General features: G+C 57.1%; 21 protein-coding genes. 6 read left to right on the forward strand and 15 right to left on the reverse strand.

All coding sequences use genetic code 11. From position 1 onward, the window contains the following. On the forward strand, positions 1–208 hold a 208-nt coding region (locus tag ACEW8N_RS08445), incomplete at its 5' end, for a hypothetical protein (protein ID WP_373499369.1). Between the two features lie 38 nt (positions 209–246). Here the strand turns inward: ACEW8N_RS08445 and ACEW8N_RS08450 are convergent. Next, positions 247–1,962: a TrkA family potassium uptake protein gene (locus ACEW8N_RS08450; RefSeq protein WP_373499370.1), complete on the reverse strand. Its 1,716-nt coding sequence runs from the start codon at positions 1,960–1,962 to the stop codon at positions 247–249. A gap of 54 nt (positions 1,963–2,016) precedes the next feature. Here ACEW8N_RS08450 and ACEW8N_RS08455 point away from each other — a divergent pair, with 54 nt between their 5' ends. Both ACEW8N_RS08455 and ACEW8N_RS08460 read left to right on the forward strand, forming a co-directional pair. Then, a complete protein-coding gene (locus ACEW8N_RS08455) occupies positions 2,017–2,460 on the forward strand; it encodes a hypothetical protein (protein WP_373499371.1) in 444 nt (147 codons plus the stop codon). 130 nt (positions 2,461–2,590) lie between these two features. Then, positions 2,591–3,166, forward strand: a complete 576-nt coding sequence (locus ACEW8N_RS08460) for a hypothetical protein (protein WP_373499372.1) — start codon at positions 2,591–2,593, stop codon at positions 3,164–3,166. A gap of 90 nt (positions 3,167–3,256) precedes the next feature. Here ACEW8N_RS08460 and ACEW8N_RS08465 read toward each other — a convergent pair whose 3' ends face one another. From ACEW8N_RS08465 to ACEW8N_RS08495, 7 genes are all read right to left on the reverse strand, one after another. Further along, positions 3,257–3,568 (reverse strand): hypothetical protein, encoded by a 312-nt coding sequence (locus ACEW8N_RS08465; protein WP_373499373.1) that lies wholly within the window; start codon positions 3,566–3,568, stop codon positions 3,257–3,259. 292 nt (positions 3,569–3,860) lie between these two features. Further along, complete coding sequence (locus ACEW8N_RS08470) at positions 3,861–4,097, reverse strand: MoaD/ThiS family protein (protein ID WP_373499374.1); 237 nt, start codon at positions 4,095–4,097, stop codon at positions 3,861–3,863. A gap of 369 nt (positions 4,098–4,466) precedes the next feature. Continuing rightward, positions 4,467–5,825 carry an HD-GYP domain-containing protein gene (locus ACEW8N_RS08475; protein ID WP_373499375.1) on the reverse strand — a complete coding sequence of 453 codons (1,359 nt, stop codon included), beginning with the start codon at positions 5,823–5,825 and terminating at the stop codon, positions 4,467–4,469. Between the two features lie 43 nt (positions 5,826–5,868). Beyond that, positions 5,869–6,723 carry a ribonuclease H-like domain-containing protein gene (locus tag ACEW8N_RS08480; protein WP_373499376.1) on the reverse strand — a complete coding sequence of 285 codons (855 nt, stop codon included), beginning with the start codon at positions 6,721–6,723 and terminating at the stop codon, positions 5,869–5,871. A gap of 226 nt (positions 6,724–6,949) precedes the next feature. After that, a complete protein-coding gene (locus ACEW8N_RS08485) occupies positions 6,950–7,324 on the reverse strand; it encodes a GYD domain-containing protein (protein ID WP_373499377.1) in 375 nt (124 codons plus the stop codon). Between the two features lie 98 nt (positions 7,325–7,422). Continuing rightward, the gene (locus ACEW8N_RS08490; RefSeq protein WP_373499378.1) at positions 7,423–8,526 is read right to left on the reverse strand and encodes an NAD-dependent epimerase/dehydratase family protein; all 1,104 of its coding nucleotides are present in this window, start codon (positions 8,524–8,526) and stop codon (positions 7,423–7,425) included. Between the two features lie 298 nt (positions 8,527–8,824). Further along, complete coding sequence (locus ACEW8N_RS08495) at positions 8,825–9,046, reverse strand: hypothetical protein (protein WP_373499379.1); 222 nt, start codon at positions 9,044–9,046, stop codon at positions 8,825–8,827. A 212-nt stretch (positions 9,047–9,258) separates the two neighbouring features. Between ACEW8N_RS08495 and ACEW8N_RS08500 the strand changes: the two genes are divergently transcribed. After that, positions 9,259–10,581 (forward strand): amidohydrolase family protein, encoded by a 1,323-nt coding sequence (locus ACEW8N_RS08500; protein WP_373499380.1) that lies wholly within the window; start codon positions 9,259–9,261, stop codon positions 10,579–10,581. 77 nt (positions 10,582–10,658) lie between these two features. Here ACEW8N_RS08500 and ACEW8N_RS08505 read toward each other — a convergent pair whose 3' ends face one another. The 6 genes from ACEW8N_RS08505 to pilM all read right to left on the reverse strand — a co-directional run bounded on the left by ACEW8N_RS08505 (position 10,659) and on the right by pilM (position 20,184). After that, positions 10,659–14,366: an Ig-like domain-containing protein gene (locus ACEW8N_RS08505; RefSeq protein ID WP_373499381.1), complete on the reverse strand. Its 3,708-nt coding sequence runs from the start codon at positions 14,364–14,366 to the stop codon at positions 10,659–10,661. A gap of 134 nt (positions 14,367–14,500) precedes the next feature. Further along, the gene (gene pilQ / locus ACEW8N_RS08510) at positions 14,501–17,002 is read right to left on the reverse strand and encodes a type IV pilus secretin PilQ (RefSeq protein ID WP_373499382.1); all 2,502 of its coding nucleotides are present in this window, start codon (positions 17,000–17,002) and stop codon (positions 14,501–14,503) included. Then, positions 16,992–17,684, reverse strand: coding sequence for a pilus assembly protein PilP (locus ACEW8N_RS08515; protein WP_373499383.1), 693 nt, complete (start codon positions 17,682–17,684; stop codon positions 16,992–16,994). Before ACEW8N_RS08515 ends, pilQ begins: the two co-directional genes overlap by 11 nt. A 105-nt stretch (positions 17,685–17,789) precedes the next feature. Beyond that, on the reverse strand, positions 17,790–18,440 hold the full coding sequence (locus tag ACEW8N_RS08520) for a type 4a pilus biogenesis protein PilO (RefSeq protein WP_373499384.1): 651 nt from the start codon (positions 18,438–18,440) through the stop codon (positions 17,790–17,792). After that, a complete protein-coding gene (locus tag ACEW8N_RS08525; protein WP_373499385.1) occupies positions 18,437–19,012 on the reverse strand; it encodes a PilN domain-containing protein in 576 nt (191 codons plus the stop codon). Before ACEW8N_RS08525 ends, ACEW8N_RS08520 begins: the two co-directional genes overlap by 4 nt. 119 nt (positions 19,013–19,131) lie before the next feature. Beyond that, positions 19,132–20,184 carry a type IV pilus biogenesis protein PilM gene (gene pilM / locus ACEW8N_RS08530; RefSeq protein ID WP_373499386.1) on the reverse strand — a complete coding sequence of 351 codons (1,053 nt, stop codon included), beginning with the start codon at positions 20,182–20,184 and terminating at the stop codon, positions 19,132–19,134. Positions 20,185–20,871: 687 nt separating this feature from the next. Between pilM and ACEW8N_RS08535 the strand changes: the two genes are divergently transcribed. Beyond that, positions 20,872–22,296 carry a nitrogen regulation protein NR(II) gene (locus ACEW8N_RS08535; RefSeq protein ID WP_373499387.1) on the forward strand — a complete coding sequence of 475 codons (1,425 nt, stop codon included), beginning with the start codon at positions 20,872–20,874 and terminating at the stop codon, positions 22,294–22,296. A gap of 1 nt (position 22,297) precedes the next feature. Beyond that, entirely contained in the window at positions 22,298–23,680 is a 1,383-nt protein-coding gene (locus ACEW8N_RS08540) for a sigma-54-dependent transcriptional regulator (RefSeq protein ID WP_373499388.1), read from the forward strand. A gap of 78 nt (positions 23,681–23,758) precedes the next feature. On the opposite strand, the gene ACEW8N_RS08545 is transcribed toward ACEW8N_RS08540, so the two are convergent. Then, positions 23,759–24,448, reverse strand: coding sequence for a tetratricopeptide repeat protein (locus ACEW8N_RS08545; protein ID WP_373499389.1), 690 nt, complete (start codon positions 24,446–24,448; stop codon positions 23,759–23,761). Between the last annotated feature and the right edge of the window lie 42 nt (positions 24,449–24,490).

Genomic DNA, 24,490 nt, shown 5'->3' on the forward strand with positions numbered 1-24,490 from the left:
TTTAGCGCTGATGGTACTGCACGGGAAGCTGTGTGGGAGAGTAGGACGCCGCCGTTATCACTCAAAAAAAAGCCCGTTTCTCACCGAAACGGGCTTTTTTTATGATGACATATCGACGCCGGACCAGACGCTAAAAAAAGGATCGCAGCAACCCGCTGCAATGCCCTCCTCTTCATTCAGCCGACGACCCAGCCGGGAACCCTCCTGACAGACGCATTTCCAATCAAATTAACGAAACACGCTGCATCAGGGGCTTGCCTGAACGGGTGCCGCATATTTTTCAACGAACATTTTTTCGGATCCGGCGGATCCGATCAGCACCAGCTCATCTCCGTGTTCAAGAACGATCGCGGGATCGGGGTTGATGATCAGTTCATCCCGCCGTTTCACCGCCACAACGCTGCACCCGGTGTTTTCGCGAATCTGAATGTTCAGCAGCGCCCGATTCTCCAGCTTCGGGTTCAATGCGGTTCGAAACACATTGAGCCCTTCGGAAAGCATCAGCATCTTCTGGGGGTGGAGCAGGTTCAGGATGGTGGCGGTGACCAGGGAGCTGAAGGACATCACCAGGTTGGCGCCGGCCCGGTGCAGGGTGTTGATGTTGCGGTCCAGGCTGGCCCGGCTGATGATCTGCACATCCGGCCGCAGTCGGCGGCAATAGATGGTCAGGTAGATGTTCAAATTGTCGTCATGGGTGGTGATGATCACCGAGGGGGTCTCATGAAAGCCGGCCTTGACAAGGACATCCAGGTCGGCGGCGCTTCCCTGGATAAACCGGGGGTCCAGCGAGGCGATGCCGGTTTTTTTCTCCACCACCCGGAAATCAATCTCCCGTGCCCTCAAGGTATCGGCAACCGCCATACCTACGCGGCCGCCGCCCAGGACAATAACCGGCGCGTTGTTCGCCGCTTCCTCCGTACTCCCGCCGATGGACCTGTCAAAACGATCCAGCTGGGCCTCGGTCCCGGCCAGCACCAGCACGGTGGACTCGCCGATTTGGGATTGGGGGCCGGGGATCCGGAACTGACCCTGTTCCCATATCCCGACCACCGTGACCCCGGCGACCTCCCGGAGGCGGCTTTCGGCCAGGGTTTTTCCCTGCAGCCATGTCCGCATGGCCGGTGCTTCCGCGATCAAGAGCTGATCAAAGCGCCCGACGACATTGGCTTTCATGCTGACCCCATGCACCCGGCGGGCCAGGGCCTGGCCCAGCATCTTGGTGAACTGAAGGACATGGGTGCTCCCGGCCAGCGCCAGAATATCCAGGGAGTCGTCCGCATCGGCATTGGTCACGATGACGACCCCGGCATTCGTTTCCCGGATGGTGAAAATGATGTTGGTGCTGGCAACGTCGTCGTTCATGACGACCACCATGGCGGCGCGATCGATGTTGAGACGGCGGTAGGTTTCGGGGTCGTCCAGGTCGCCGACGACCACCTGATACCCCTGGTCGTGCAAATCCAATGCGTTCTGAAGCTCGGCGTTCAGGATGACATAGTCGATGCCGTATTGGCCGAGTTTTTGGACCAGGTTCACGGTGACTGCATCGAAATGGGTGAATATCAAATGCCCGGATATGCTCTCCGGCACTGCACGCGGTGCGCGGGCCTTGTTCTGCTCCTCCAGCCATGGCGCATAGAAGAACTGAATGAAGGTAAAGGGCAGCATGATGAGGAGAAAAATAATGCCGCTGAGGAGCACCACGACCGAAAAGAATCTTCCCATGTCGCTGGTGAAGGTGATGTCGCCGAAGCCCAGGGTGGACATGGTCGTCAGGGTCCAGTAAAATCCGGTTATCCAGGAGTACTGGCGTCCCTCGTAAAGCATCAGCATATGAAACAGAACGCTGTAGACCCCGAAAAACAGGATCAGCACGATGGAAAATCGGACCAGCAGCCGCATGTTGCTTCTTCGCTGGCCGAGCCGCATCAGGAGGGCAAGCTGGGTGGCCATGGTCTTCATGCTGTCCGCTCCCGCCGGGGCAAACTGAACCCGCAATTTATGCCGGTCTTCCGAATGATCACCGTCATCGGGCTCGATTGTTTCATGAACGGGAAATCGAAAGCCATGCCCGGAGAGGTGCGCGGCGGGGTATTGCCCTCGCGTTTCTGGATGGCGGATGGGTTCATGGCGCAAGGGGTCATTTTTCGGCAGCCCTTTCATGTAAGTGACCGCGCCCTGTTCCGAGATTCCGAAACGGCGGCAAGCCGGGGTCTTTTATGGTTTCCGAGCGATCGAAAACATATATCCGGTAAAAAAACAAGGGCAAACCTGCCGCCGCTGTCGACACCCGTTGCCATCGGTTCGGCTGCCGTGGGGATGTCATCCGGGAACGGTTCGCCACCATCAGGGGTGTCGAAGCCCGGCCAAAAGGCGGGATCGCTTCCGTTCTGCTTCTCCCGAAGCCTGCCGACGCATCTTACGGGTCGGCCGGGTTATGCAAAAATTATGGAAAAATAGGTATTTGTACCTATAGACATTTTGAACGAATTCTTTTATAAAAACAAGAACAGCCGCAGCATATGAGATTTCGCAGGATTTCGCAGCGCAGTTCATACGGGTCACTTCTTTTCATGGGCATGGTCAGAAAATGGAAATAGTCGATTGCGTCCAAACGTCGCTCAGAGCCGTCGGTAAGGATGAACATTGGATCCGGGATTGGATTGTCAGGAAGCCTTCCAGGCTGGGACTTGGCGATCTTGAAATCAGGCGGCACGAGATTGTCCGCCGGGAACATCACGGCGGACGAATAGATATCCTGGCCTATCGGAGGGAGGTCAACACCTTCTATGAAATCGAGATCATGATGGACGACAGCGACGCGGATCACGGCATCAGAACCCTGGCCTTCTGGTCCCGGGAGCGGCTGAAGAATCCCGACGCCAATCATGTGGCCGTTCTGGTCTCGGAGGCGTTATCGGTTAAATATCAGTCTCTTCTTGAAGGTCTCCCCCAGGTCCTTCCGTTTATCGGTATCGACATCAAAGTGTTGATGCTGGCGTCCAAAAAGAGATTGGTTGCGATCCTGCCTTCCATCATCGTTCAGTCCCGGGACGTGACCATCGAGATCGGCGACTCCGCGAACCGCGCAGCAAAATCGCTCCCTTTTACCGGGGCGGAGAGCGCAGAGAAAAACTGTCCTAAAAATCCGTACCTGATGTTGTAACGAAATCCGGGACGGAAATATATCCCTTAAACAATGATGGCTGAACAACAACGTTGCTCAGCCATCCAGTGTACAGATCGAACCCGTCGATTATCCGGCAATCGACACCGGTGAAGCACTGCCTATGAACTTCATGGTTTCTTCATACTTGCTGCGCATGTCGATGGTGCCCTGCTCGATATCCTTCTTCATGGGGCTCCAGTCCGAAGGACATTCGGTCCTGAGCTGATCCACCCGGTCGGACATCTCCTGGAGCAGCATGTGGAGATCCTCGACGTTGCCCAGCATCTTCTGTTTTTCGGCGGACCCCAGACGGTCCACCTTGCGCATGGTGTCGTAGAGTTTGGCTTTCCATGCCGTCATTTCACTTTCGATACCTTTGCAAAAATCCTTTACGTCCATGTTAGTCTCCTTTTCATGACACGGGTTGTTGTTGGGGTTCCGATATTCTGGAACCCTGAAGCACGACTTTGCGAGATCCTGGCCGAGGCGTCGGATCAACAGCAGATCAGGCAAGGGGAAAATCTTGTGTGAGATATGACTTTAGAGAGGAACGCTTTGCTTCAGCCGGAGCAATATAAAGCTATATCTCGCACAGTCGCGAAAAGACTGCAAGAAAAAACTTATGATAATAGGCCAAAGGTCAAACCTATGCGCGATGTGACGTCAACGGATGGTGATTTTAGATGACCAATCACATTCCGCCCACGGCCGGCGCCAGGCCTAACGTATCTCCATCCGCAAGCCTTGTCTCCATTCCGGCGTGCCTGTGGTTCACAAACACAAGCTTGACATCCCCCGGATCGACGCCCAGGGTCCGGGCGGCATCAGCCACGGTTTGACCTTCGGTCAGTTCCAGGGATGTGCCTCCGCTGAAATCGCAGGTTTCCGGGTTCACTAAAGTCGAAAAGCATTTCACGTTGATTTTCATTTCTTGATCCTTTCCATGAACCAGCAACATCTTGTTACAGGTTGTTTCATGCATGAAAGATGCGTCGTTCGCGGCGTCTTTCAATGAGGACAGTTTATTGTCAAAATGAGGGTATAAAGCTGGTAGTAAGCCGCACCCGCATTTTTCAGGCGCGACCAACCCGTCAAGACTTGCCGTGGTTCGCTGCCGGATTTATCCCTTAGGGTTCAATGAAGAGGGCGGGGGTGTGGATCACGGGCATCACGGCCAAGCTTCAGGAATTGGGCAAGAAAGGAAATGGACCATGACAGGCCGATTCGATTCCAAGGTCCGTCCCCTTCTCCTGCCGGCGTTTTTTGATCGAATGCCGCTGCGGGAGACTGTTTTTCCTCAATTCGTGCTGTCGCGGAACGGCCAGACGGGGTTCTGTGAGGCGCACAGGAGCTTGTTGAAGCCCTTGTCCTGAAAAAGCCGGAGGCAGGCGTCGACCACACGGGGGTCATACAGGATCGACCGGTGTTCGGCGATCTCCAGGAGCGCCTCCTGGATGCCCAGGCTGGGCCTGTAGGGCCTGTGGGAGGAGATGCTTTCGACGACGTCCGCCACGCTGAGGATTCGGGCTTCGATGAGGATCTCCTCGCCGCGGAGCCCCCGCGGATATCCCGAACCGTCCATCTTTTCATGATGCTGCTCGACGATGAGCGCCACGGGCCATGGAAAATCGACGTGCTTCAGGATGTCATACCCGATGCTCGGATGCCGCCGGATCAACTGCATCTCCGCATCGTCGAGCCGCCCGGGCTTGCAGAGGATCTCGGCGGGGATGGATATCTTTCCGATATCGTGGATGCGCCCGGCCATCTGGAGCCCCTTGACCCGGTCTTCGGGAAGCCCTATTTCCCGGGCCACCGCAACGGCGATTTCGGTGGCCCGCCGCTGGTGGCCCGCCGTATACGGGTCGCGGACCTCAACCGTCTGAGACATGACGTTGATCATTTCGTCCAGGTTCCGCTCCAGTTGATCGAAGCTCTTCTGCAGCTTGTTCTCGGCCTGCTTCCGGTCCAGAACCTCCCGCATCAGCAGGCCGTTCAGGCGGGTCAGCTCCGAGGTTCGATCCAGCACCGTGGACTCCAGATTGTCCCGGTGCCGCTGAAGCTCATCCTCGGCCTCCATCTCCTTGGAGACGACGGTCAAGCAGCCGAGGGACAGGAAGATGCCGTCGCTGCCGTAGGGTTCGATGGATGCCTGGTCCTTGAGCCAGAGCGCTGCCCCCGAATTCACGGCCAGCTTGTATACGGCTTCGATTTCGCCCGTTTTTTTGCTCTCCTCCCGAACGGTTTTCCAGGCGGTGTCCAGGCTTTCGCGGGCCTCGACCTCTTTGAGGATGGAAAGATCGGGGCCGGTGTACCGGTAAACGCGCCGTTCCAGGAGGGCGCTCCGGAACATCTGGGCCATGTCCATGGGCCGGCACCTCATGAGTTCGACAAACTGCCGGCTGACATACTCGTACCAGACCTCTTTTTCGTTCTCACGCCAGGCGGAGATGTAGAGAATCGCCGGGCTCCGGGTTTCTTCATAGGCGCCGTAGAGGGCGACATACTCAGCCAGGCGTTTTTTCAGCGCCTGGCTGTAGTCGCCTGCGAGGATGCGCCCGCAATAGTGATCCGAATGGTTGCTGTGAAGCATCGTAACGCCCTGGCTGACCTGTTCGATGGATCTGAAGTTTCGGGATGCCGCGGATCTTTCCATCCCGTCCGGCGCAATGCCGCCGTTCCCCTGTTGCGCCCGCCCGTTATCCGAACGGCATGGCGCCCGAAAACATGCTGCGCCGGACCTGCGCGATGGTCAGGGGGTCCGGCTGGAACGGGAGATGGGGCATCGATGGCGGCGCCAACTTGTGGGATGCCTCATAGGGCGTACCCCGGATGTTCAGGTTGTAGGCCGTCACCATGAGGGTTTCGAGATTGACCACGTCCTCGATGTTGTAGGCCAGAAGCGTCTCCAGCGCCCGGGGGTTTCCGTTCCGGATGTAGTCGTGCCAGAGCAGGACGGCGAAGAACCCGTCGACGCCGTGGAGGCTTCCCCGGTCGATTCCCAGGGCCCGTTCACATGCCTTGAGCCCGCCTCCATATCCCAGGCGCTTCAGCACGTGGCGGAGGTCGATATGGGAATGGTTCAGGCGGACTCGGAAATAGCGCTCGATGAACGGGACATCGAAAACTTTGCCGTTATAGGTGACGATGAGATGGGAGGCCTCGATGTCGTCGATAAACGCCTCCAGGTTCCGGCCCTGAACATAGGTTTTGACCTCCCGGCCGTCGTACAGGGCGATGGTGGTGATTTCAGATCCCCACACATCCATTCCGGTGGTCTCGATATCCAGGTAGGCGATGCAACGACGGAACTCCGGAAACAGGCGCCAGTGAAGGCCAGCGGGCATCAGGTCGGTGAAGAAGCGGGGGTTTCCGTCCTCGAGAGCTCTCGCGGATTCGTCGAGGCAGCGGAGAAAGACGTCCGCCTGTTTGAGGGGAAGGCGGGAGGTCGGCAGATCCCCGGCGGACCGCCAGTCCGGAATTCCGGAATCCCAGAGCCGCCGTTCGGTCTTGGGTCCGATCCCGGGGATGTGTTGAAAGGTGTTTTGAAGCATACCGCTCTCCCGAAATGGCGCCGCGATGGATGAGACCCCGACACCTCTTTTCCCGGCTTTGGGGTTGACCATAATAGCCCCATACGGCCCGGCTATCAACCCTAAAGTTCAGGGGGGAGCACGGCGTTCTGACAAGGAGTCCCTGATGTTCGACGATTTCACTGCGGAATGCTTCCGGTTGAACGTCAAATACCGGAGGGGGATGCGCTGATCTGATAGGTGAGCCTCACGCACCCTCCCTGGGAAAATACCCGTAGGCGGACGGGGATTTGTACGTCTCTTCGGTTGTCATCTTCTGGGCACGCTGCATGAGGGGAATGGCATCTTCCGCCCGGTATGCCGGCACGGTGGTGATCGTTTCAACGGCGCCGGACCCCCGAACCAGAAGCGCGTTGACCAGCCCCAGATCCGCCACGCACTCATCGGGGATGTCCGCGACGATGAAAAAATCGATCTCCCCGTTGAGCAAGAGATGGTAACTGATGAGTTTTCCCCTGTAAGCATCCATGAGCTGTTGAATCGCGCCGGCGCGATTCTGCGGGTTGTCAATCAACCCCCGAATGCCTTCCCTTGAAAATTTTCCATAAGATACCCAAAGCATAAGGCCACCCTCCTTCTGGTTGCTAAAAGCGATCTCCCTCCCCAAGCCCAAGGGCACCCGTGGGGCATCGGGCCGGATCAAAAGGCGAGACGCTCCCGTCAATCCTTCGGATCCGGTTCGAATTCATATTTCTGGTCGTTGCGGCGTCGGTTGCGCTGCAGCCATTCGGAACGTCGGGTCTTGAAATGATCCATGAGGACGGGGATCCGGTCGAGAACATGCAGACCGGGCGTCGGTGCCCAGTCCAATCGCCGGCAGGTGTAGGCGGTGTCGACAACGAGGGGCCGGTCCACATAATCGATCATCCATGCCCGCTCGTAGGTCTCCCGCCGCATCAGCGTGTTGGCGGCATACTTGCCGTGGAGAAGCAGCCTGGCCGCCTGCTTCGGGATGGAGATCGGACGGGTTGAACATCCGCCGCCCAGGGCCTTTCGGATGGCGGGAAAAAGCTCCGCGTGGCAGGTGCAGCCGGGGTGGGCGGCAAAGAGGGTTTCAAAAGAGTCCAGGTTTTCGTTTTTTTCGACAATGCGCCGGACGATTCGGACGATATCCTTCCGGTGGATGTAAGGAAATCCTGTCCGCCCCCGTCCGGGAACCATCCTTCCCATGAGAGACGGCATGCTCCAGGCATTCATCAGGCTGAACAGCGGGGGAAGTTCACACCAGTCGGTGAAGACCCCGCCGATCCGCAGCACAATGGCCGGCACCCGGTGCGCGTTTTCAGCCATCAGTGCCTCCCCCATGGCTTTGCTTCGGCAATAAGCCACGCTTCCGCCGGCAGGGCTCTTTTCGGTCAGCATCTCCCCCGGCCGGGGCGGGGTCAGGGCGGCGATGCTCCCCGCGAAGACGATCCGATCGATCCCTCCGCATCGGTCCGCCGCCTCGATAACGTTCCGGGTCCCGATGACGTTGGTGTCGCAGTATTCGTCCTGCCACTTGTCGCCATAGTCGGTGAAGGCCGCGAAATGGAGAATGTAATCGACCCTTCGCCCGCCGACGGCCTGCCGCTTCAAGACCCCCTCGATGCAGTCCACATCGATGATTTCACTCTTTTCCCAGATGGCCGCAGGCGCCGCCCGCAGTTGTTCCGGTGAGGGTTCGCGCCGGCAGATGCCAATGACGGTATGGTCCCGGGCGAGATCCACGCTGATGGCCGACCCGAGATACCCGGAAGCCCCGGTGATAAGGATGGTGCGTCCCACGCGATCTCCTTTTTCCGAAGAAATCCCCTGGTCAAGATGTCGGTGATGCCGCGGCGGCATGCCGGTCTGATGGTCCTAGTATAATTGCCGGCGCTCCCAGTTACAAGCAGCAGTCCTCTGACATCGGGCATCCGTTGGACAACCATCCGGGGCGGAACGGGGAAGGCGTGTGGTGCATTCTGAAGCGGCACGGAGGAATCGCCGGATCCGGTCTGCGATCCGGCGATTCCAAATCAGATGGCTGCAGGGTCTGCTCGGGGGGATTCCCCGGCCGGCATGCGTCCCGGGTGCGGCGCCGTCAGGGAATCGGGGTCGGTTTGCACAAATGCTCCCCTTCCATGGCCACCCGGCCGCAGCCGTCGCAGACGTACTTCATGGCGGCCAGCTTGTCCTTGCAGATGTGTTTTGCGTCGACCTGGGGGGAGCCGCAAAAGCTGCACTTCGTCTTGTCGTCGCAGGGATTGCACAAATGGCCGGGCGCCTTTGCCACGGCCCCGCAGTTTTTACATGTATAGGTCATGGTTCGTACTCCTTTGCCTCGTGAGTTCAGTTGCTGAATGTCTTCAAGAGCCAAACATATCCAGAAATATCGTTCCGAATGTCGAAAAGTCAAGGCGGCGCCGGGACCTTCGGGGCCCATGTCCGTCCAGCATTTCAATGGTTTTTTTGTTCCAGGCCTGCTATCTGTTACCCAAACACCCTGGTGTCACCGTCAACCCTTCGGAGGAAGAGATGAAATTCGATCTGATCATTCACAACGGCACCCTGATCACCGTAAACGCCGGTTTCGATATCATTCCGAACGGCATCGTGTGCGTGCGAAACGGCACCATCGCCGAAGTATCGGAACGTGTGGCCGGCGCCCCTCTTCCGCCGGCCGCGGAAACCATCGACGCCCGCGGCGGAATCGTCATGCCTGGCCTGGTCAACACCCATACCCACCTGCCCATGACATTGTTCCGGGGCCTGGCCGATGATCTTCCCCTGATGGACTGGCTGAACGGGACGATCTTTCCCGCGGAAGCCGCCCACATCCGCCCGGAGACGGCGTTCTGGGGCGCCCAGTTGGCCTGCGCGGAAATGATCCTTGCCGGGACCACCACCTGCTGCGACGGCTATTTTCATGAGGATGCGGTGGCCCGGGCCGTTCAGGCATCCGGCATGCGGGCCGTGCTCGGGCAGGGGGTCATCGATTTTCCGGCCCCCGGGGTGCCGGATCCGGACAAAAATATTGAACAGGCCGAGCGATTCGTTGAAACCTGGCAGGGCGCCGGCCCGCTCATTTCGGCCGCGGTCTTCTGCCATTCCCCCTATACCTGCTCCGGAGAAACCCTGAAACGGGCCAAGTCCCTGGCGCGCCGGAAAAACGTCCTGTTCCAGATCCACACCGCCGAAACCAGAACAGAGCGGGATCAATCCCTGAAGGCGCATGGCGCAAGCCCCGTCCGATATCTGGACGATCTCGGCCTGCTGGATGCCGGAACGCTTCTGGTGCATGCCGTCTGGACCGACGCGGCCGATGTCGGCCGCATCGCGAAGACCGGTGCGGCGATTTCCCACAACCCGGAGAGCAACATGAAGCTTGCCTCGGGCATCGCGCCGGTCGGGGAATATCTGGCGGCGGGGATCCGGGTCGGGTTGGGGACGGACGGGTGCGCCAGCAACAACAACCTGGACCTGTTTCAGGAGATGGACACCGCGGCCAAGCTCCACAAGGTGAGCACCCTGGACCCCACGGTCATGGACGCCCGGACGGTCATCCGGATGGCCACGGCGGCGGGGGCGGATGCCATCGGCCTGGGGGAGGTCACCGGGTCCCTCGAGATCGGGAAACAGGCCGACGTCATTATCCTCGACACCGCAACGCCCCACATGACGCCCCTCTATCACCCGGCTTCCCAGATCGTCTACGCCGCCAAAGCCTCGGATGTCCGGACGGTCATCGTCGGGGGAAGGGTCCTCATGAGCGGGGGAAACATCGCCACCCTGGATCTGGAGCGGATCTCAACCGAGATCGACGTGATTTCACATCGCATAAAGGAACGGCAGCCCTGAAAAGGGCTGCCGCTGGGGGGAAAGGGGACGCCCTTGCGGGCGTCCGGTGTGGATTGATTCAGGGGATGATCACGTCCTCAAGGTGCTGCTGTCACGAGGATCGATGTGCTCCCGGTGATTCCGCCGCTGGCGGTTGCGGTGATCCGAATACTTCCCCCGATGGATGGCGCCGTAAATTCAGCCCTTGCCTCTCCGTTGCTTGTGTTTGTGGTTGCAGGGGCAATGCTGCCTGACGATGCACTGAAATTCACCATCATGCTGCCCGTGACAGGATTTCCCTGGGAGTCCGTGACAAATGCGCTGACCGATTTTGTGGTATCGGCAGCCATCGAGGCGGGCGCGGAAACCCGGATCTGCTTCGGCGGCCCCGCGATGAACTCGACCTGGGCGCTGCCCGAGACGCCGTCGACAAAGGCCATGACCGTCGCCGTCCCCGCGAATGTCGAACTGGTCAGGGTGGCCGTGGCGACGCCGTTCGCCGTCCGGGTGACGTTGGAGATCATGCCCGCGGTCGTCACGAAGGAGACCAGGGTGCCGTCGGGAACCGTACGGGTGGAGGTGGTCGAGACTGCGGCGCGGATGACGGTGGAGTTGATGCCCCCGACGCCGCTGACCATGATGCTCTGGGCGCCGGCTGTCACGTCCACCTTGGAGACGATGGCGTCCACCAGCCGGATGTCGATCTGGTCCGAGACCTGGCCGCCGGCATTGGATGCGCTGGCCCGGATGGTGGCCGTGCTGCCGGCGCCCCTGCCGTTCGGAGCGGTGTAGTAAACGGTTCCGACGCCATCTGTTACCAGGACGCTTCGGGCGGAAAGGGTGCCCGGTCCGCTCACGATGTCGAAATTGATGGATCCGCCGATGAGGGGATTGCCGCTCACGTCCTTCACGGAGGCGAAGATCATGCTGGTGCTGACACCGTCGGCGACGACGCTCTCGGGATCGGCCATGAGGGAAATGTCGCTCACCTCCGTCCGGTTGAACGGGGATTCGCCGGGCAGGTTGCACTTATCGCCCTCCAGTATCGGCAGCCAGAAGGTCAGGGTGGCCCGGGTTTCCGTGCCGTAGACCATGGCGGTGGCGACGACCTCGTCCTCCAGCCACGCCGCGTTTTCCTTGTTGTAGACGAGAGCGAATTCACCCACGCCGTTCTCGTCCGTCTGGACGACTCCCGGCAATGAGCCCGCCGAACTGCTGGAGGGCGTCAGTTCGCAGTCCCCGTTGAGGTCTTCGTTCAAGGGGTGCTTTTCACCCTCGCCGGCCGGGCAGGGTTTGCAGTAATCGCACATCAGACTCCGGTTGACGTCTTCGTTGTCGAAGATGCCGGTATAGATCACCGGACATTCCGGGCGTCCGCCGCGGTAGCCCGTGGCATACCGGGTCGGCCACAGCTTCAGGGTCACGGTGGCATTGGGCATGGGATTGCCGTTGGAATCGGAGACCAGCACCGACATGGGCAGCTTATAGGCCGTATCGGCGTTGATCGATTCGATCTTGGTGCTCTGGCCGATGGAGATCGATCCGGCCGTGCCGCCGATGACGATGCGGATTGAACTGCTCTGGTTGCAGATGGCGTCAACCGTGCTGGAATCGAGGATCGCCGCGGTCACCTCCACCCCTTCGGCGTCAGAGCCCAGGGTGCCGGAATAGAAGGTCGACCGGGCGAACCCCTGGCTGTCCGTGTAGGCGATGGCGGGCGACAACCGTTCCCCGCCGCCGGTCGTGGTCATCCCGTTGAGGAAAAAGACCACCGGAACGTTTTTCACGGCCTGATCGAATTGATTCTTGACCTTTGCCGTCAGCTCCACGGAGTTGAGGATGTTCCCGACGCTCGGGGCCACGACAGTGGCGCTGGCCTGGAGCGAAATGCGGCATGCTTCGCCGGAGGGCGACGCGAAAGCCACCTGGGTCGTGTCGGAGATCGAGGGGTTGTTCCGGTCGAACACCTGGACGGTCGCGATTCCGGCCTCCGCGGAGGAGATCACCGCCGAGACTTCATCGGTCGCGGGATCGACCGGCACATCGATGTATTTCTGACTCACCGTGCTGCTTCCCCGCCACTGTCCGAAGCTGGTGACAAACCGCACGACGTCCTGCTGCGGCGCCCGCACCTTGACGATCAGGTCCCGACCCGTCGGCCAGGAATAGGGGTCGTCCGTCGGGGAGGTGATGGTGAAAAATTCAGCGTTCGTATAGACCAGATAGCTCTGGGTCTTGATATCTCCGGCGGCCTCGATCCGAAGGACGGCATTCTCCACCGCGTTGCGGCCGGTGATCTCGAGGGTCAGCTTTCCGCTCACGTCGGTGCGGAGGTCCGCGGACGGGTGCCAGATGAGGCTTCCCTCGGGCGAGACGCTGACCGTGACCTCCGCATCGTTGATGGGCGACGCATTGGCATCTTGGACGGTGACGACCAGGTTGTCTTTTTTCAGGCCCTCGGCGTCGAGGCTGGTGTTGTCATTGTCCAGGGAAATGGTCGTCCCGACCACCTGGATGGGGACGGACTTGGTGGAGCGGTCGCCCGCGGACGCGGTGACGGTGATGACCCGGTTGCTTCGATCCGGGCCGGATTTGAGGCGGATCGACGCCTTGCCGAAGGCGTCCGTCTTCACTGCAGAGGGATTGAAGGGGGCCACCGGGGTCGCTGCCGGATCCCCGTCGGCAACGATCATGCCGCCGTCGGTGGTGAAGGCCACCGGCGCATCCACGGCGGGGGAGTTGTTGCTGTTGACGACGGTCGCCGTCACAAGGCTGTACCCCTCGTTGTTGGATTCGATGGTATACCGGTCCGCGCGAAGGGAGAGGGTGCCGATATTCGCCGATCCGAGATTGAGGCTCGTCTCCTGTCCGACATTGAGGGCCAAAGAGAGGTCGGTGACGCTTCGGACGGTGGTCCCTTCGACGGCGGGTGCAAGCGCAATGACGTTGACCGATCCGCCGGCCGGAACCGGCACCTCGTTTATATAGAAGCTGCCCTCGGGCCCGACCACGAGCATTTCATCGCCCACCTGCACGGCCGTGCCTGCCGAGGCCGTTCCCCGCACCGAGGCGGTGCGCCGCTCCTCGAAGAAGATGCCGTAGACGCCGCCATGGGAAATGGAGACGGAGGTCCCCGTGACCGCGTCAATGGTCTTCCACTGGTGGCTTTCCGGGTCGAACCGCAGCACGCGGGTCACCTTCAGGTTATCCGGGTTGGGCAGTGTCAGCACCGCGGGCGTGCTTATTCTCAGGAGCGCCGGCTGAACCGAAACCAGGACGCTCGGGGTCTGTTTTCCGCCGATGACGGGCTTGTCAATGATCTCGGGAGACGGCATGGGCACGGACAGCGGTTCGCTCAGGTCATGGTTTTCCAGTACGATATCGACGCCTCTGAGCCCCCCGGTGTTTCCGACGGTAAAGGCGCCCCCGCTCTGGACCGGAATGGTGAGGGTCGCCCGCTGGCCGTCAATGCGGTTCGAGGCCAGGTATGTCTCGGCGGTGGCGAGGGCATTGACCCCGGCAATGGCTGATTTCTGGAGAACGATCGGAAGATCGACCATGTTCGTGGTCAGGTCGGCCGGCTCGTAATAATCCGTGTATCCCGCCCTGGATGCCAGGACCAGGTGTCTGGTTTTGGATACCTCCAGAAGGAACCTGCCGGCGGCGTCCGTCGTCGCGGTGTACTGCGGGCTGAAAACGGATATGGCCACGCCGCTGAAAGGCGCCCCGTCGGGGTTGTAGGCGGTCCCGGTCAGATTATAGACGGGCACGGGGGGCGGTCCGGGATCGGGATTTTCTTCATTCATGCCGCCTGAAGAACCACAGCCGGATATGTTCAAGGCAAGACAACCCAATATGAGGAGTGAAACGATGTTGGTAGTAAATTTTCTTATCATGAGGATAACCTTCCTGTCCGACGGTTCATGACCATGATGCCTGTTTAATATTGGACCAACCGCTGTTCGAGTTGAATAATGCGCGGGGTGATGAAGATCAGAAGCTCTTCCTTCTGATCCGTTGAGCCTTCGGCCTTGAAGAGCCACCCGAGGACGGGGACCTTGTTCAGATAGGGGATTCCCTGCAGATCCTGACGGCTCGCGGTTTTGATGATGCCGCCGATGACCACGGTATCCCCGTCGTTGACGAGAAGCTCTGTCTGGGCTTCCTTGGTCGTAAAGGACTGCTGACCTGCAATGACTTCCCCCAGATCATTCTTGGTGATGTTGATGTTCATGGAAATCCGGTTGTCCGGGGTGACGTGGGGCGTGACCTCCAGGAGCAGGTCCACATCCTTGAACTCGACATTGACCTCGCCGTTTTCCACCGTCTGATAGGGATAGCTGATCCCCTGCTTGATGACGGCCTTCTTGTTGTCGAGGGTCACGACCTTCGGCGCGGAAACGATCTTGGCCTCGCCCTGGCTTTCCATGGCATGGAGCTTGGCATTCAGAAGAAACGGGGTCCCGGCGATGCGCATGAAATTGAAGCCGAGGCTTCCGTAGTCCGCGGCCGCGATGGGAAAATCGATGGCCACATTGTATCCGTACGTCCCGCCCAGGGCGTCATACCCGTTCTGGGGGCCGACGCCGACGCGGTCGTTCACGGCGGTGGTGACCTCCTCGGTGGCGCCGCCGATATTGATGGCCGCTGAATCCGGGGTCTGCGTCACGCCGGTGCCGGTCTGCTCCACACCCAGCCCCGTCTGCCAGGTTGTGCCGATCTCCTTGGTGAAGTTGGTGGTGGCCTCGACGACCCGGCCTTCAATGAGCACCTGGGGCGTCACCCGGTCCAGCTTGCTGATGAGTTCTTTCGCCCGGTTGATCTTTTCCTTGGTGTCCGTAAGGATGATCATATTGGTCCGCTCGTCCACGCTGACGTTTCCACGGTCTTTGGTGAGCAGTTTTTCAACGTGGGGCTTGATTTCCTTGTTGGCGTTGGAATAGTTTACGGGCAGGTATTCGGTGTGCAGCGGCTCCAACTGCTGCTGCTGATCCCGAGCAGCCAGCTCCGCGGTTCGCTTTTCCTGCCTGACCCGGTCCTCTTCGGCCAGGGTCGCCCGGGTGGCGATGCGGATAATGTTTCCTTCGGCGGTTTTGCCCAATTTGTTCATCTTCAGAACGAGATCGAGGATATGGTCCCAGGCGACGGGTTCGGCCAGGGTCAGCGTCACCTTGCCGGTGACATCCTTGTCGATGGCGAAGTTTTTCCCGCTGACTTCTCTCAGTATCCTGAATACATTTTTGATTTCGGTCTCGTAAAAATCGAGTGCAATCTTCTCGCCGGTATAGGTGGGGATATCATCGAGAACCCCAAGCTCCTCATCCAGATCCAGGTTCAGATCCGGCGGAGGGGCCATCGATCCGGGATTCGGCATGGGTGCATCAACACGGGCTCCAACCGGTCGGCTTCCCGGGACGGGTGCGATGGGCTTCACCTGGTCCGGTTTTGCCGACTTTTTGGCGATCATCCTGGGCGGAGACGCCGCCGTCTGGCTTTGTTCGGCGGCCGCAATGCCGGTCAGCGGCTTGGGAGGCACGGTGGACGCGTCGAAATGAATCTTGAGGGAACTCCCTTCCTGATCAACGACATACGGAACGGCCTCCCTGAGCTTGATGTCGAAAAGCGCCGTATTCCTGTCGGGCGAGGCAGATTTTGGAATAATCTCATCAATGGCGCTTTCAAAACGGTCCGTGATCAGGGGGCGCTTCCGGTGGATGGGCAGGCTGGTATCAAAAAGCCGCACTTCGAGACGGTTGTCCCCGACCATCTTCGCTTCATATGTTACCGGCCGCGTTGTCCCCACCACCATGACGGATTTCCCGGATCCGGCGCTGACGAAATCGATCTGGGTGATCCCGGCGGGTTTGCCGCCCTCCGGGAGTTTCTTTTCCGCGGCGGCCGTGGCGTCATCTGTCGGGGGGGGCGCAGGCTGGGCCGAAGCGGCCGGCTTCATGGCGAGCTGATCGGCGCCGGTGCCGACCTGGATCAGGAGTCCGTTCTCGACCGGGTCCGCCTTGTAGGCGGACAGGTGCTGCGCCTGTGTCTCCAGGATGACCCGGACCTTGTCCGGTTCGCTGGTGTATCGTATCTGTTTGACCCACTCGGAATTGACGGGGATGACCTTTTCATGATCGTATGGACTGTTGATGTTGAAGAGGTCAAACACAATCTGCGGCGGATCGCTGATTGTAAAGGCTTTGTATTCTTCGATCGTGCCATCCGCCCCGACGAAGACCTTCAATCCCTTTCCCTGCCTGGCAGCATAAACGGACTGCAACTGGGTCGCCTTGCGGGCATTTATCTCATTCAGCCCGACGGCCGTCGACCCCTCATCGGGGGGAGCGGTTTCCGCATGGGCAGTGTTGAACAAGACGCACATCAACAAAAGAAATGAGATCAATAGAGAGTGGACGGGCTCAATTTTCTGTGGTTTACATTTCATGATATTCATCTCCGGAAGGCCGTTGAAATTTCATTTCTCTTTTGTGGACCCTCACATTTCCCAACATGTCTTTGTCTTCCTCTTCCACAATGATTCGATCTTTCAAAATATCCACCACCTTTCCGGAGTGAATACCGAGATAGGTCCCATGGATCACGATATACCCTTTTCCCGATGCGTCCTCGACCAGGGCCTTGTTCCCGCTGTCGGCCCGGACGATCCCCACCAGTTTCAACTGATCCAGATCGACCTTTTCCAGGGGGGTCAGCCGGCGTTTCGGGGCGGTGATCTTCTCCGGCGGTGCCGGGAGCTTGGGTTTTTCCGCAGGCATGGGCTTGAAGAGCGGTTCGAAGGGATCGATTTTGTTCTTGGCGCTATAGCCGGAAGGCTTTCCCTGACCCTCAACAGCAGCATCGCTCTTCGTGCTCAGGATGTCCTGGAGGTCCTGATCGTTCAGGATGGAATCCTCCCCAGCCTGATGCGCGGCTGACGAATCCAGGCTGTCCCCCCCGTTTGAATCCACGCCCGCCGCTTCTGAAACAGAGGCGGATGTCGCGGACGCCGTATCGCCCGATGGGTTCGAAATCTGGGCATCCTGAACCGTCTTTTTTTGCGGGTCCGGCGCCGGCGATTTTTCCGGCGCTGCATAGACCGCCGGGTTCGGGTCGATCTTCTTGTGCACGATTTTTGACTTTGGCGGTGGAGGAGAGGTTTTTTCTTCGCATGCGCTCAAGAAAAAACAGAAAAAACAAATTATCAAGGCAGCATATTTATACATGGCTCTCATTTATTTTTTCTTTGTTTCGATGGAGGGTTGGGGTTGCTTATCCACGAACTTATAGGTGACGGAACTGCAGGAGACATCCAGCTCTTTCCAATCGATGTTGCCTTTGCGCTTCCGCTCATTTGTCGCATGGATCTCGATGTCTCTGATGCTGACGATTCGAGACAGGCTGGAAACCCGGTAGAAGAAATCGAGGACCTCATGATAGGATCCCTTGAACGTCATGGATACGGGTATTTCAGCATAGAACCCGAACTGCTTCTCCCGCTGGGGCTTGAATTGAAGAAAGACCAGCCCCGCATCCTGGCCTGCACGGGAGATACCTTTCAGCAGCGACGGAATTTCCTCACTCTCGGGGAGGGCCATTCTCGCGTTATCAAAGTCCGCCTCGATCGCCTTGGCCTCGGCCCTGTATTTGTTCAGTTCTTTGGCCTTCTGCTTGAATTGGGCCAATTCCGTGGACAAGCCTTCGTATTCTTTTCTCAGCCCGCTGATTTTATCGTGCTTGGGAATGTAGACGAAGTAGATAACGGGGGCGATGATCAGGGCCAGCGTCACGAGACAGATCACGATCCGTTGGGTTTTTGAGAATTTGCCGATCTTTTCCAGATACGGTTCAATGAAAGCCAATGAGGGAGGGCCTATCGTATTCATGATGGATTTTTTTTCGCCTCCGATTTTTCGGGAATTCCCTTGCAGTGGACCTGAAAATTTCTCAGATTGATATCTTCCTGGCCTTTTCCTTGTTTCATCGTTTCCAGCTTCAGATTGATCAGCCTGATATTTGCAAACAAATCATTTTCTTCAAGTCGGGTCATGAAATCGGCCACGGTCTGATTATCGAGGGCGATGCCATCGATTTCGACATCGATTTCCGGCCGTTTTGGTTCCCCGATCGGCTGGGCTTTTCTTTCCTTTTCCCCTTTTTTCTTGCTGCCCCTGGCTTTCTGGGGCTTGGCGGCGGGGGGGGCGGCCGCTTTTTCCATGGCCTCCAGCCGGCTGAACCACATCTTTTTTTCAATGACCATGGCCGTCATGGTGTCCATGAGGTGGAAGGCCGTTTTCTGGCTTTTTTCAAGGTTGTCGATGATCTTGAGCTTGGTCTTGAGCACGGCGATCTTCTGCTTGAGGGCCTCGGACTCCATGGCGATCTTTTTATACTTGGCGATCTCTTTCTGGGTGTAGTCGATCTGCCCGTCCAGCGCCTCGATTTTTCCGTCCAGCATGTTGCTGTACCAGAAGAGAGGGATTGCGATGAGGAGGATAGAAAGAAGGAAAATGGATACCTGCTGCTTGATATTTTCCTTCTGCCGCGTGTTCCGAAAAGGGAGTAGATTTATCCGTATCATTTATCGTCAATCTTTCTGATGGCTAAACCAAGGCAGATTGCAGCCTGAGGGGCAATCTGCTCGAGGTAGGAAAGATCAAAATCGCTGCCCACGGAAAACTTTTCAAAAGGCCGGATCATTTCAACTTCCGAATTCGTCTCAGCCGCAAGCAGCTCCCTGAATTTTCTGATTTTCGCACCTCCCCCGCTCAAAATGATCTTTCGAATCTGGTCGCCGGGGTAGGTGGAATAGAAGAAGTCAAGCGCCCGACCGATTTCCGTGCACCAAGCGGTGACGACCGATGAAACAATCTCTATCATTTCCTTGTCGGAAAGTTTGTCCGTTTCCTCGCTGTGATAGAGGGCTTCCGCCTCATCCAAAGTGCAGTTCGCAAGGGAAATGATTTTGGTGTTGATCTGCTGGCATCCCATGGAAACGTCCCTCATGAAAACCGAGACATTATCCCTGAGAATATTGAGAGTTATCTTGCTTGCTCCGATATCGATCAGCACGACATTCTCCCCCGCGGCGCCATAATTGATTTCATGGATGTTCTGGAGGGCAAACGCATCGACGTCGATGACGCAGGGGTTGAGACCTGCGAGTTGAACCAGGTTGACGTAATCGTTTACCATTTCCTTTTTGGCTGCCACCAGCAGGACATTCATCTGGTTGGGGTTGATCTCGTTTTCTCCGATGATTTGAAAATCGAGGTTGACGTCGTTGATGTCGAAGGGGATGTATTGCTCCGCTTCGAACTGGATCATCTCCTGCAATTGATCTTCATCCATTGCCGGAACGCTGATGTTTTTGACAATGGTGGAGTAGCCCCCGATGGAGATCGCAACGTTGTTTTCCTTGATTTTCTGGGAGGTGAAGAGCTGGCGGATGAGATAGGCAACGGCTTCAGGGTTCTTGACGGCACCGTCTTCAATCAACCCCGGAGCGATATCGATCATCCCGAACTTTCTGATCATCCGGCCTTTTTTGTTCTCCTCGACCTCGGCGACCTTGATCGTTCGGGAACCGATATCGACACCGACGATGTCCTTTTTTTTCCCAAATAACATGATTGGCTCTCTATCGTCTTAATTATTGGATGAAAGTGCGCCCCAAGACATATCCTTGATTGACAGCGTTTCGCAGGGATCCGAAACGGAACACATCGTACCCATATGCTAAAAGTTATTCTGTGATCAAATCATTCAAACCCCAAAGATATTTTCCCGTTTTGTCCGATGTGGGTGAATTCGCAATTGCAGGTTGAAATATCAGCAGATATACCTTAGGATCATGGTACGGACATCATCTGAATATAGCGGTCGTTGTTCAAACAGCCTGCAAAACGAGCAATATCTTGGCGAATTTGTATATAAAAAAAGTTATGAATGCTTTTAGGCCATGAAGGGCACCCGTCATGGAAACCGATTTCCCATGAAAAAATCCCTGTTGCCCGTGTGCGTTCGGATGGATTGCTTTTCTGGTAAAAATCTATAACAATACTTATAATGCTCTGTCAATAAAAAATACACAAATCATCCAGAATCATGTTGAAACAGGACGGGTATTCGGTAAAACAGGATTTATTAGCCTGAAAATATTATGTTAAAAGAACATTGAAGCTATAAAATAAAAATTATAAAAATTTTGGTTTTTTATCCGCCTGCTTGGACAAGCGAAAAAAATATTCACTTGTTTTTAGCCGGCAGAATGCCCATTTCCGAAACCACCTTAAGGAAAGCACTTCCCGAATCCCCATGGCGCCGAAGCCCTTTGAAGAAAAAACAAAACCGTTTCGACTCGTCAAATATTTCACGTTTGCCAGTCTGATTGCCATTTTTCTGGGAACGGTCATCCTCTGCTTTTTGAACATCCACTGGGCGAGGGCGCTTCAGTTCAAAAAAAGCCAGGATTACAGCCGGCTGCTCATCGAGAATCTCAACCATCAGATCTACACCCAGTTTCAGGTTCCTGTGTATTATCTCTTCGGCAAAATTCAACTCAGCAACAGGAAACAGTTTGAGCTGATGGATAAAATCGTCCGGAACACCTTCCACAGCTTCAAGGTGGACCTTGTCAATCTGTATGACGCCGATACCAACATCATATCCTACAGCTTTGATCCGGATCTGGTGGGGAAGGAAGACCTGGGAGGGGACGGCTATCTGAAAGCCCTCAACGGAGAATCCACGTTCAAGCTCGTTCAAAAAGGGAATGTCTGGGAAAAGCTCCTGGGGATCCCCAAGGAGATCAAGGTCGTCACCTTCGCGCCGCTGCGAGAGGCCAGGCCCCTGACGCCCATATCCGGTGAAATCCTGGGGGTTGTCGAAATAGTGCAGGACCTTTCGGAGGATTACAAAACCATATTCCGATTCCAGATCCGGGTGACCATCACGTGCGCCGTGGTCATGATCATTCTGCTCGTCATCCTGATCTTCATCGTGAAAAGAGGAGAGGAAATCATCCAGCAGCGCACCCTGGAGAGGATACGGCTCAAGGAGCAGTTGAGCCGTGCCGAGCGCCTGTCTTCCCTCGGTGAAATGGTGGCGGGGATTTCCCATGAAATCCGGAACCCCCTGGGCATCATCCGAAGCTCCGCTGAACTGCTCAAAAAGAAAATGGAAAAAACCACCCCCATGAGCACCATTCCCGATGTCATCGTGGAGGAGGCGAACCGGCTCAACAACATCATCACCGATTTTCTGAATTACGCGAAACCCCATCCCCCCAATTTCGGCCCCTGCAGGGTCGGTGAAATCCTGGAAAAGAATATCACTTTTCTGAGGCCGGAGTTCGAAGCCCAGGGATACATCGTCAACAAGCGATACAACGGGAATCTTCCCCCCATCAACGCCGATCCGGAAATGATGTATCAGGTATTTTTGAATATCCTGATCAATGCCATGCAGGCCATGCCCGGCGGCGGAGAGATCCAGGTGGATATGGAATCCGACGGGGGCACTGTCAGCATCGTCTTCAAGGACAAGGGAAAAGGCATCCCCCAGGAAATCCTCGAAAAAATTTGGGACCCCTTCTTTACCACCAAGGAAACCGGGACCGGGCTCGGGCTCGGGATCGTCAAGAATATCATTGAGGCCCACAACGGAAGCATCACCATTGAAAACAGGCCGATATACGGTGCGCAGGTCACCATCAAACTGCCGGTCACCAGGGAATCATGACATGGAAACCGTTCTGGTCGTAGACGACGAAAAAAATTATACACTCATCTTGAGCGCCGTCCTGGAGGAAGAGGGTTTTGAAACCCTCACCGCCAACAGCGGCAACGACGCGCTTCAGATCCTGGGGAGCGCCGACGTTGACCTGGTGATCACCGATATGAAGATGCCCGGAATGGACGGTATTGAACTCCTGGAATCCATAAAGGCAAAGGACCCGGACCTGCCGATCATCATGATGACCGCCTACGGCACCGTCGAAAAAGCCGTCGAAGCCATGCAGAAAGGCGCCTACAATTACATTCTCAAGCCTTTTGAAAACGACAAGCTGGTCATCTATGTCAACAAGGCCATCGAGATGTTCCGGATCGTCAAGGAAAACCGGCACCTTCGAAGCAGCATCGAAACCCGGTACAGCTTCGGCAACATTATCGGCAAGAGCAAACCCATGCAGGCCATGTTCGAAACGATCCAGAAAATCGCGCCGGCAACGGCCACCGTCCTGATTGAGGGGGAAAACGGCACGGGGAAGGAACTCGTGGCGAAATCCATCCATTTCAACAGCCATCGGCGGAATGAGCCGTTCATTCCCGTCAACTGCTCCGCGCTCTCCGAAAGCCTGTTGGAAAGCGAGCTGTTCGGGCATGAAAAAGGCGCCTTTACCGGCGCCGTCGCTTTGAAAAAAGGGAGATTCGAACTTGCGGACCGGGGAACCATCTTCCTGGATGAAATCGGCGAACTCTCCCAGAGCCTTCAGGTGAAGCTGCTCCGGGTCCTACAGGAAAAATCCTTCGAGCGGGTGGGCGGTACCAAGCCGATTTCCGGAGATATCCGAATTATTGCCGCCACCAACAAAACACTCAAGAACGAGGTCGCCAAGGGGAATTTCCGCGAGGACCTTTTCTACCGCCTGAATGTCCTGCACCTGACCCTGCCCCCCTTGCGGGAGCGGACCGAGGACATCCGGCTCCTGGTGCAGCATTTCATCGACAAATACACCCCCGAAAGAAATTCGGAGATCCCGGTCAAGGGGATCGACCGGGAGGTGGAGCGCCTGTTTTATGAATATCAGTGGCCCGGAAACATCCGGGAGCTTGAAAACGTCATCGAAAGGGCCATGATCCTCTGCCCCGGCGACACGATCCGCGTGTCCGATCTTCCGAAAAGCTTTCAGGCGAGCGCCTGCAGCACCCTCAAGGTCAGCGATATCCCCTTCAAGGACAACCTTTCCGACACCTTGGCCGACATCGAAAAGGCCTTGATCATCCGTGCCCTGAACCTCGCGAACAATGTCCAGTCCAACGCGGCGAAGATCCTGGGCATCGGAAAAAGCGGGCTCAACCAGAAAATCAAGAAATACAATCTGGATCTTGGCCCAAAAAAATAGCCCGACTTTCTGCGGCATTCGGATCGGGCCAGGTCGATACAGGATCATTCGAAGAAGGGTTTCAGCCCCGGCATGCCGTCAACTGTTGGCCAGCTTCTCCTTGACCATGCCGAGGAAAGCCGATTCGGGGTAGTCCGCAATGAATTTCTTGAAGGTCTCGGCGCTTTTTTCCGGATTCCCCATCCGGTCGTAGATGAACCCCAAATTGAGATAGGCATCCTCCTTCAGCACGGGATCCGCGCCCTGGGTGACGGACTCGAATTGCTTTGCCGCCAGGGCATACTCCTTTTTCGCGTCGTAGGCCCGTCCCAGCCCGCTGTAAAGAAACGGCCTCAGCCCCGGATAGGCATCCGCAGCATCCAGGGCCTCCTTATAATGGGCGATGGCCGCGTCAAAGTCGCCGGCGTCGTAGGCCATGCCGGCATATATGATCCTCGCCAGCTTGCCGCCATCCCTTCCCGAGTAGTCCTTGAGCACCGCCTGAAAGGACCCTGCCGCACTTTCGTAAGCCTTTTTCGCGCCATCGCCCGGAAGCGTCCTGCCGTAATCCGCAAGCCCCTTCTGGAGCAGGGAGAATGCCTGGTTCTCCGCCCGGTTCCCCATGTAGTGGATCCCGGATGCGAGCAGCACAACTGCAAGGATCACCCCCAATCCGCTGACGGCATGGACCTTGTATTGAATGACCGTCGCCAGGAGTTTTCCCGAAAAGCTCAGGAATTCGTCCGGCTGCTTGAGCAGTTGCTTCCGGGATTTACTTTTGATCGCCATTTTTCCTCCTCAATCCGCATCCCTTCGGAAACGGAAAAATGT

Source organism: Desulfococcus sp., assembly GCF_041737845.1.
Taxonomy (GTDB): domain Bacteria; phylum Desulfobacterota; class Desulfobacteria; order Desulfobacterales; family Desulfococcaceae; genus Desulfococcus.

Excerpts from the sequence above, each read along its gene's own strand:
- ACEW8N_RS08495 (WP_373499379.1), bottom strand. The coding sequence starts at position 9,046 with ATGACCTATACATGTAAAAACTGCGGGGCCGTGGCAAAGGCGCCCGGC.
- ACEW8N_RS08475 (WP_373499375.1), bottom strand. The coding sequence starts at position 5,825 with ATGGAAAGATCCGCGGCATCCCGAAACTTCAGATCCATCGAACAGGTC.
- ACEW8N_RS08535 (WP_373499387.1), top strand. The coding sequence starts at position 20,872 with ATGGCGCCGAAGCCCTTTGAAGAAAAAACAAAACCGTTTCGACTCGTC.
- ACEW8N_RS08470 (WP_373499374.1), bottom strand. The coding sequence starts at position 4,097 with ATGAAAATCAACGTGAAATGCTTTTCGACTTTAGTGAACCCGGAAACC.
- ACEW8N_RS08460 (WP_373499372.1), top strand. The coding sequence starts at position 2,591 with ATGGAAATAGTCGATTGCGTCCAAACGTCGCTCAGAGCCGTCGGTAAG.
- pilQ (WP_373499382.1), bottom strand. The coding sequence starts at position 17,002 with ATGAAATGTAAACCACAGAAAATTGAGCCCGTCCACTCTCTATTGATC.
- pilM (WP_373499386.1), bottom strand. The coding sequence starts at position 20,184 with ATGTTATTTGGGAAAAAAAAGGACATCGTCGGTGTCGATATCGGTTCC.
- ACEW8N_RS08465 (WP_373499373.1), bottom strand. The coding sequence starts at position 3,568 with ATGGACGTAAAGGATTTTTGCAAAGGTATCGAAAGTGAAATGACGGCA.
- ACEW8N_RS08505 (WP_373499381.1), bottom strand. The coding sequence starts at position 14,366 with ATGAATGAAGAAAATCCCGATCCCGGACCGCCCCCCGTGCCCGTCTAT.
- ACEW8N_RS08520 (WP_373499384.1), bottom strand. The coding sequence starts at position 18,440 with ATGAATACGATAGGCCCTCCCTCATTGGCTTTCATTGAACCGTATCTG.
- ACEW8N_RS08485 (WP_373499377.1), bottom strand. The coding sequence starts at position 7,324 with ATGCTTTGGGTATCTTATGGAAAATTTTCAAGGGAAGGCATTCGGGGG.
- ACEW8N_RS08500 (WP_373499380.1), top strand. The coding sequence starts at position 9,259 with ATGAAATTCGATCTGATCATTCACAACGGCACCCTGATCACCGTAAAC.
- ACEW8N_RS08480 (WP_373499376.1), bottom strand. The coding sequence starts at position 6,723 with ATGCTTCAAAACACCTTTCAACACATCCCCGGGATCGGACCCAAGACC.
- ACEW8N_RS08540 (WP_373499388.1), top strand. The coding sequence starts at position 22,298 with ATGGAAACCGTTCTGGTCGTAGACGACGAAAAAAATTATACACTCATC.
- ACEW8N_RS08525 (WP_373499385.1), bottom strand. The coding sequence starts at position 19,012 with ATGCTGGACGGAAAAATCGAGGCGCTGGACGGGCAGATCGACTACACC.
- ACEW8N_RS08450 (WP_373499370.1), bottom strand. The coding sequence starts at position 1,962 with ATGAAGACCATGGCCACCCAGCTTGCCCTCCTGATGCGGCTCGGCCAG.
- ACEW8N_RS08545 (WP_373499389.1), bottom strand. The coding sequence starts at position 24,448 with ATGGCGATCAAAAGTAAATCCCGGAAGCAACTGCTCAAGCAGCCGGAC.
- ACEW8N_RS08455 (WP_373499371.1), top strand. The coding sequence starts at position 2,017 with ATGATCACCGTCATCGGGCTCGATTGTTTCATGAACGGGAAATCGAAA.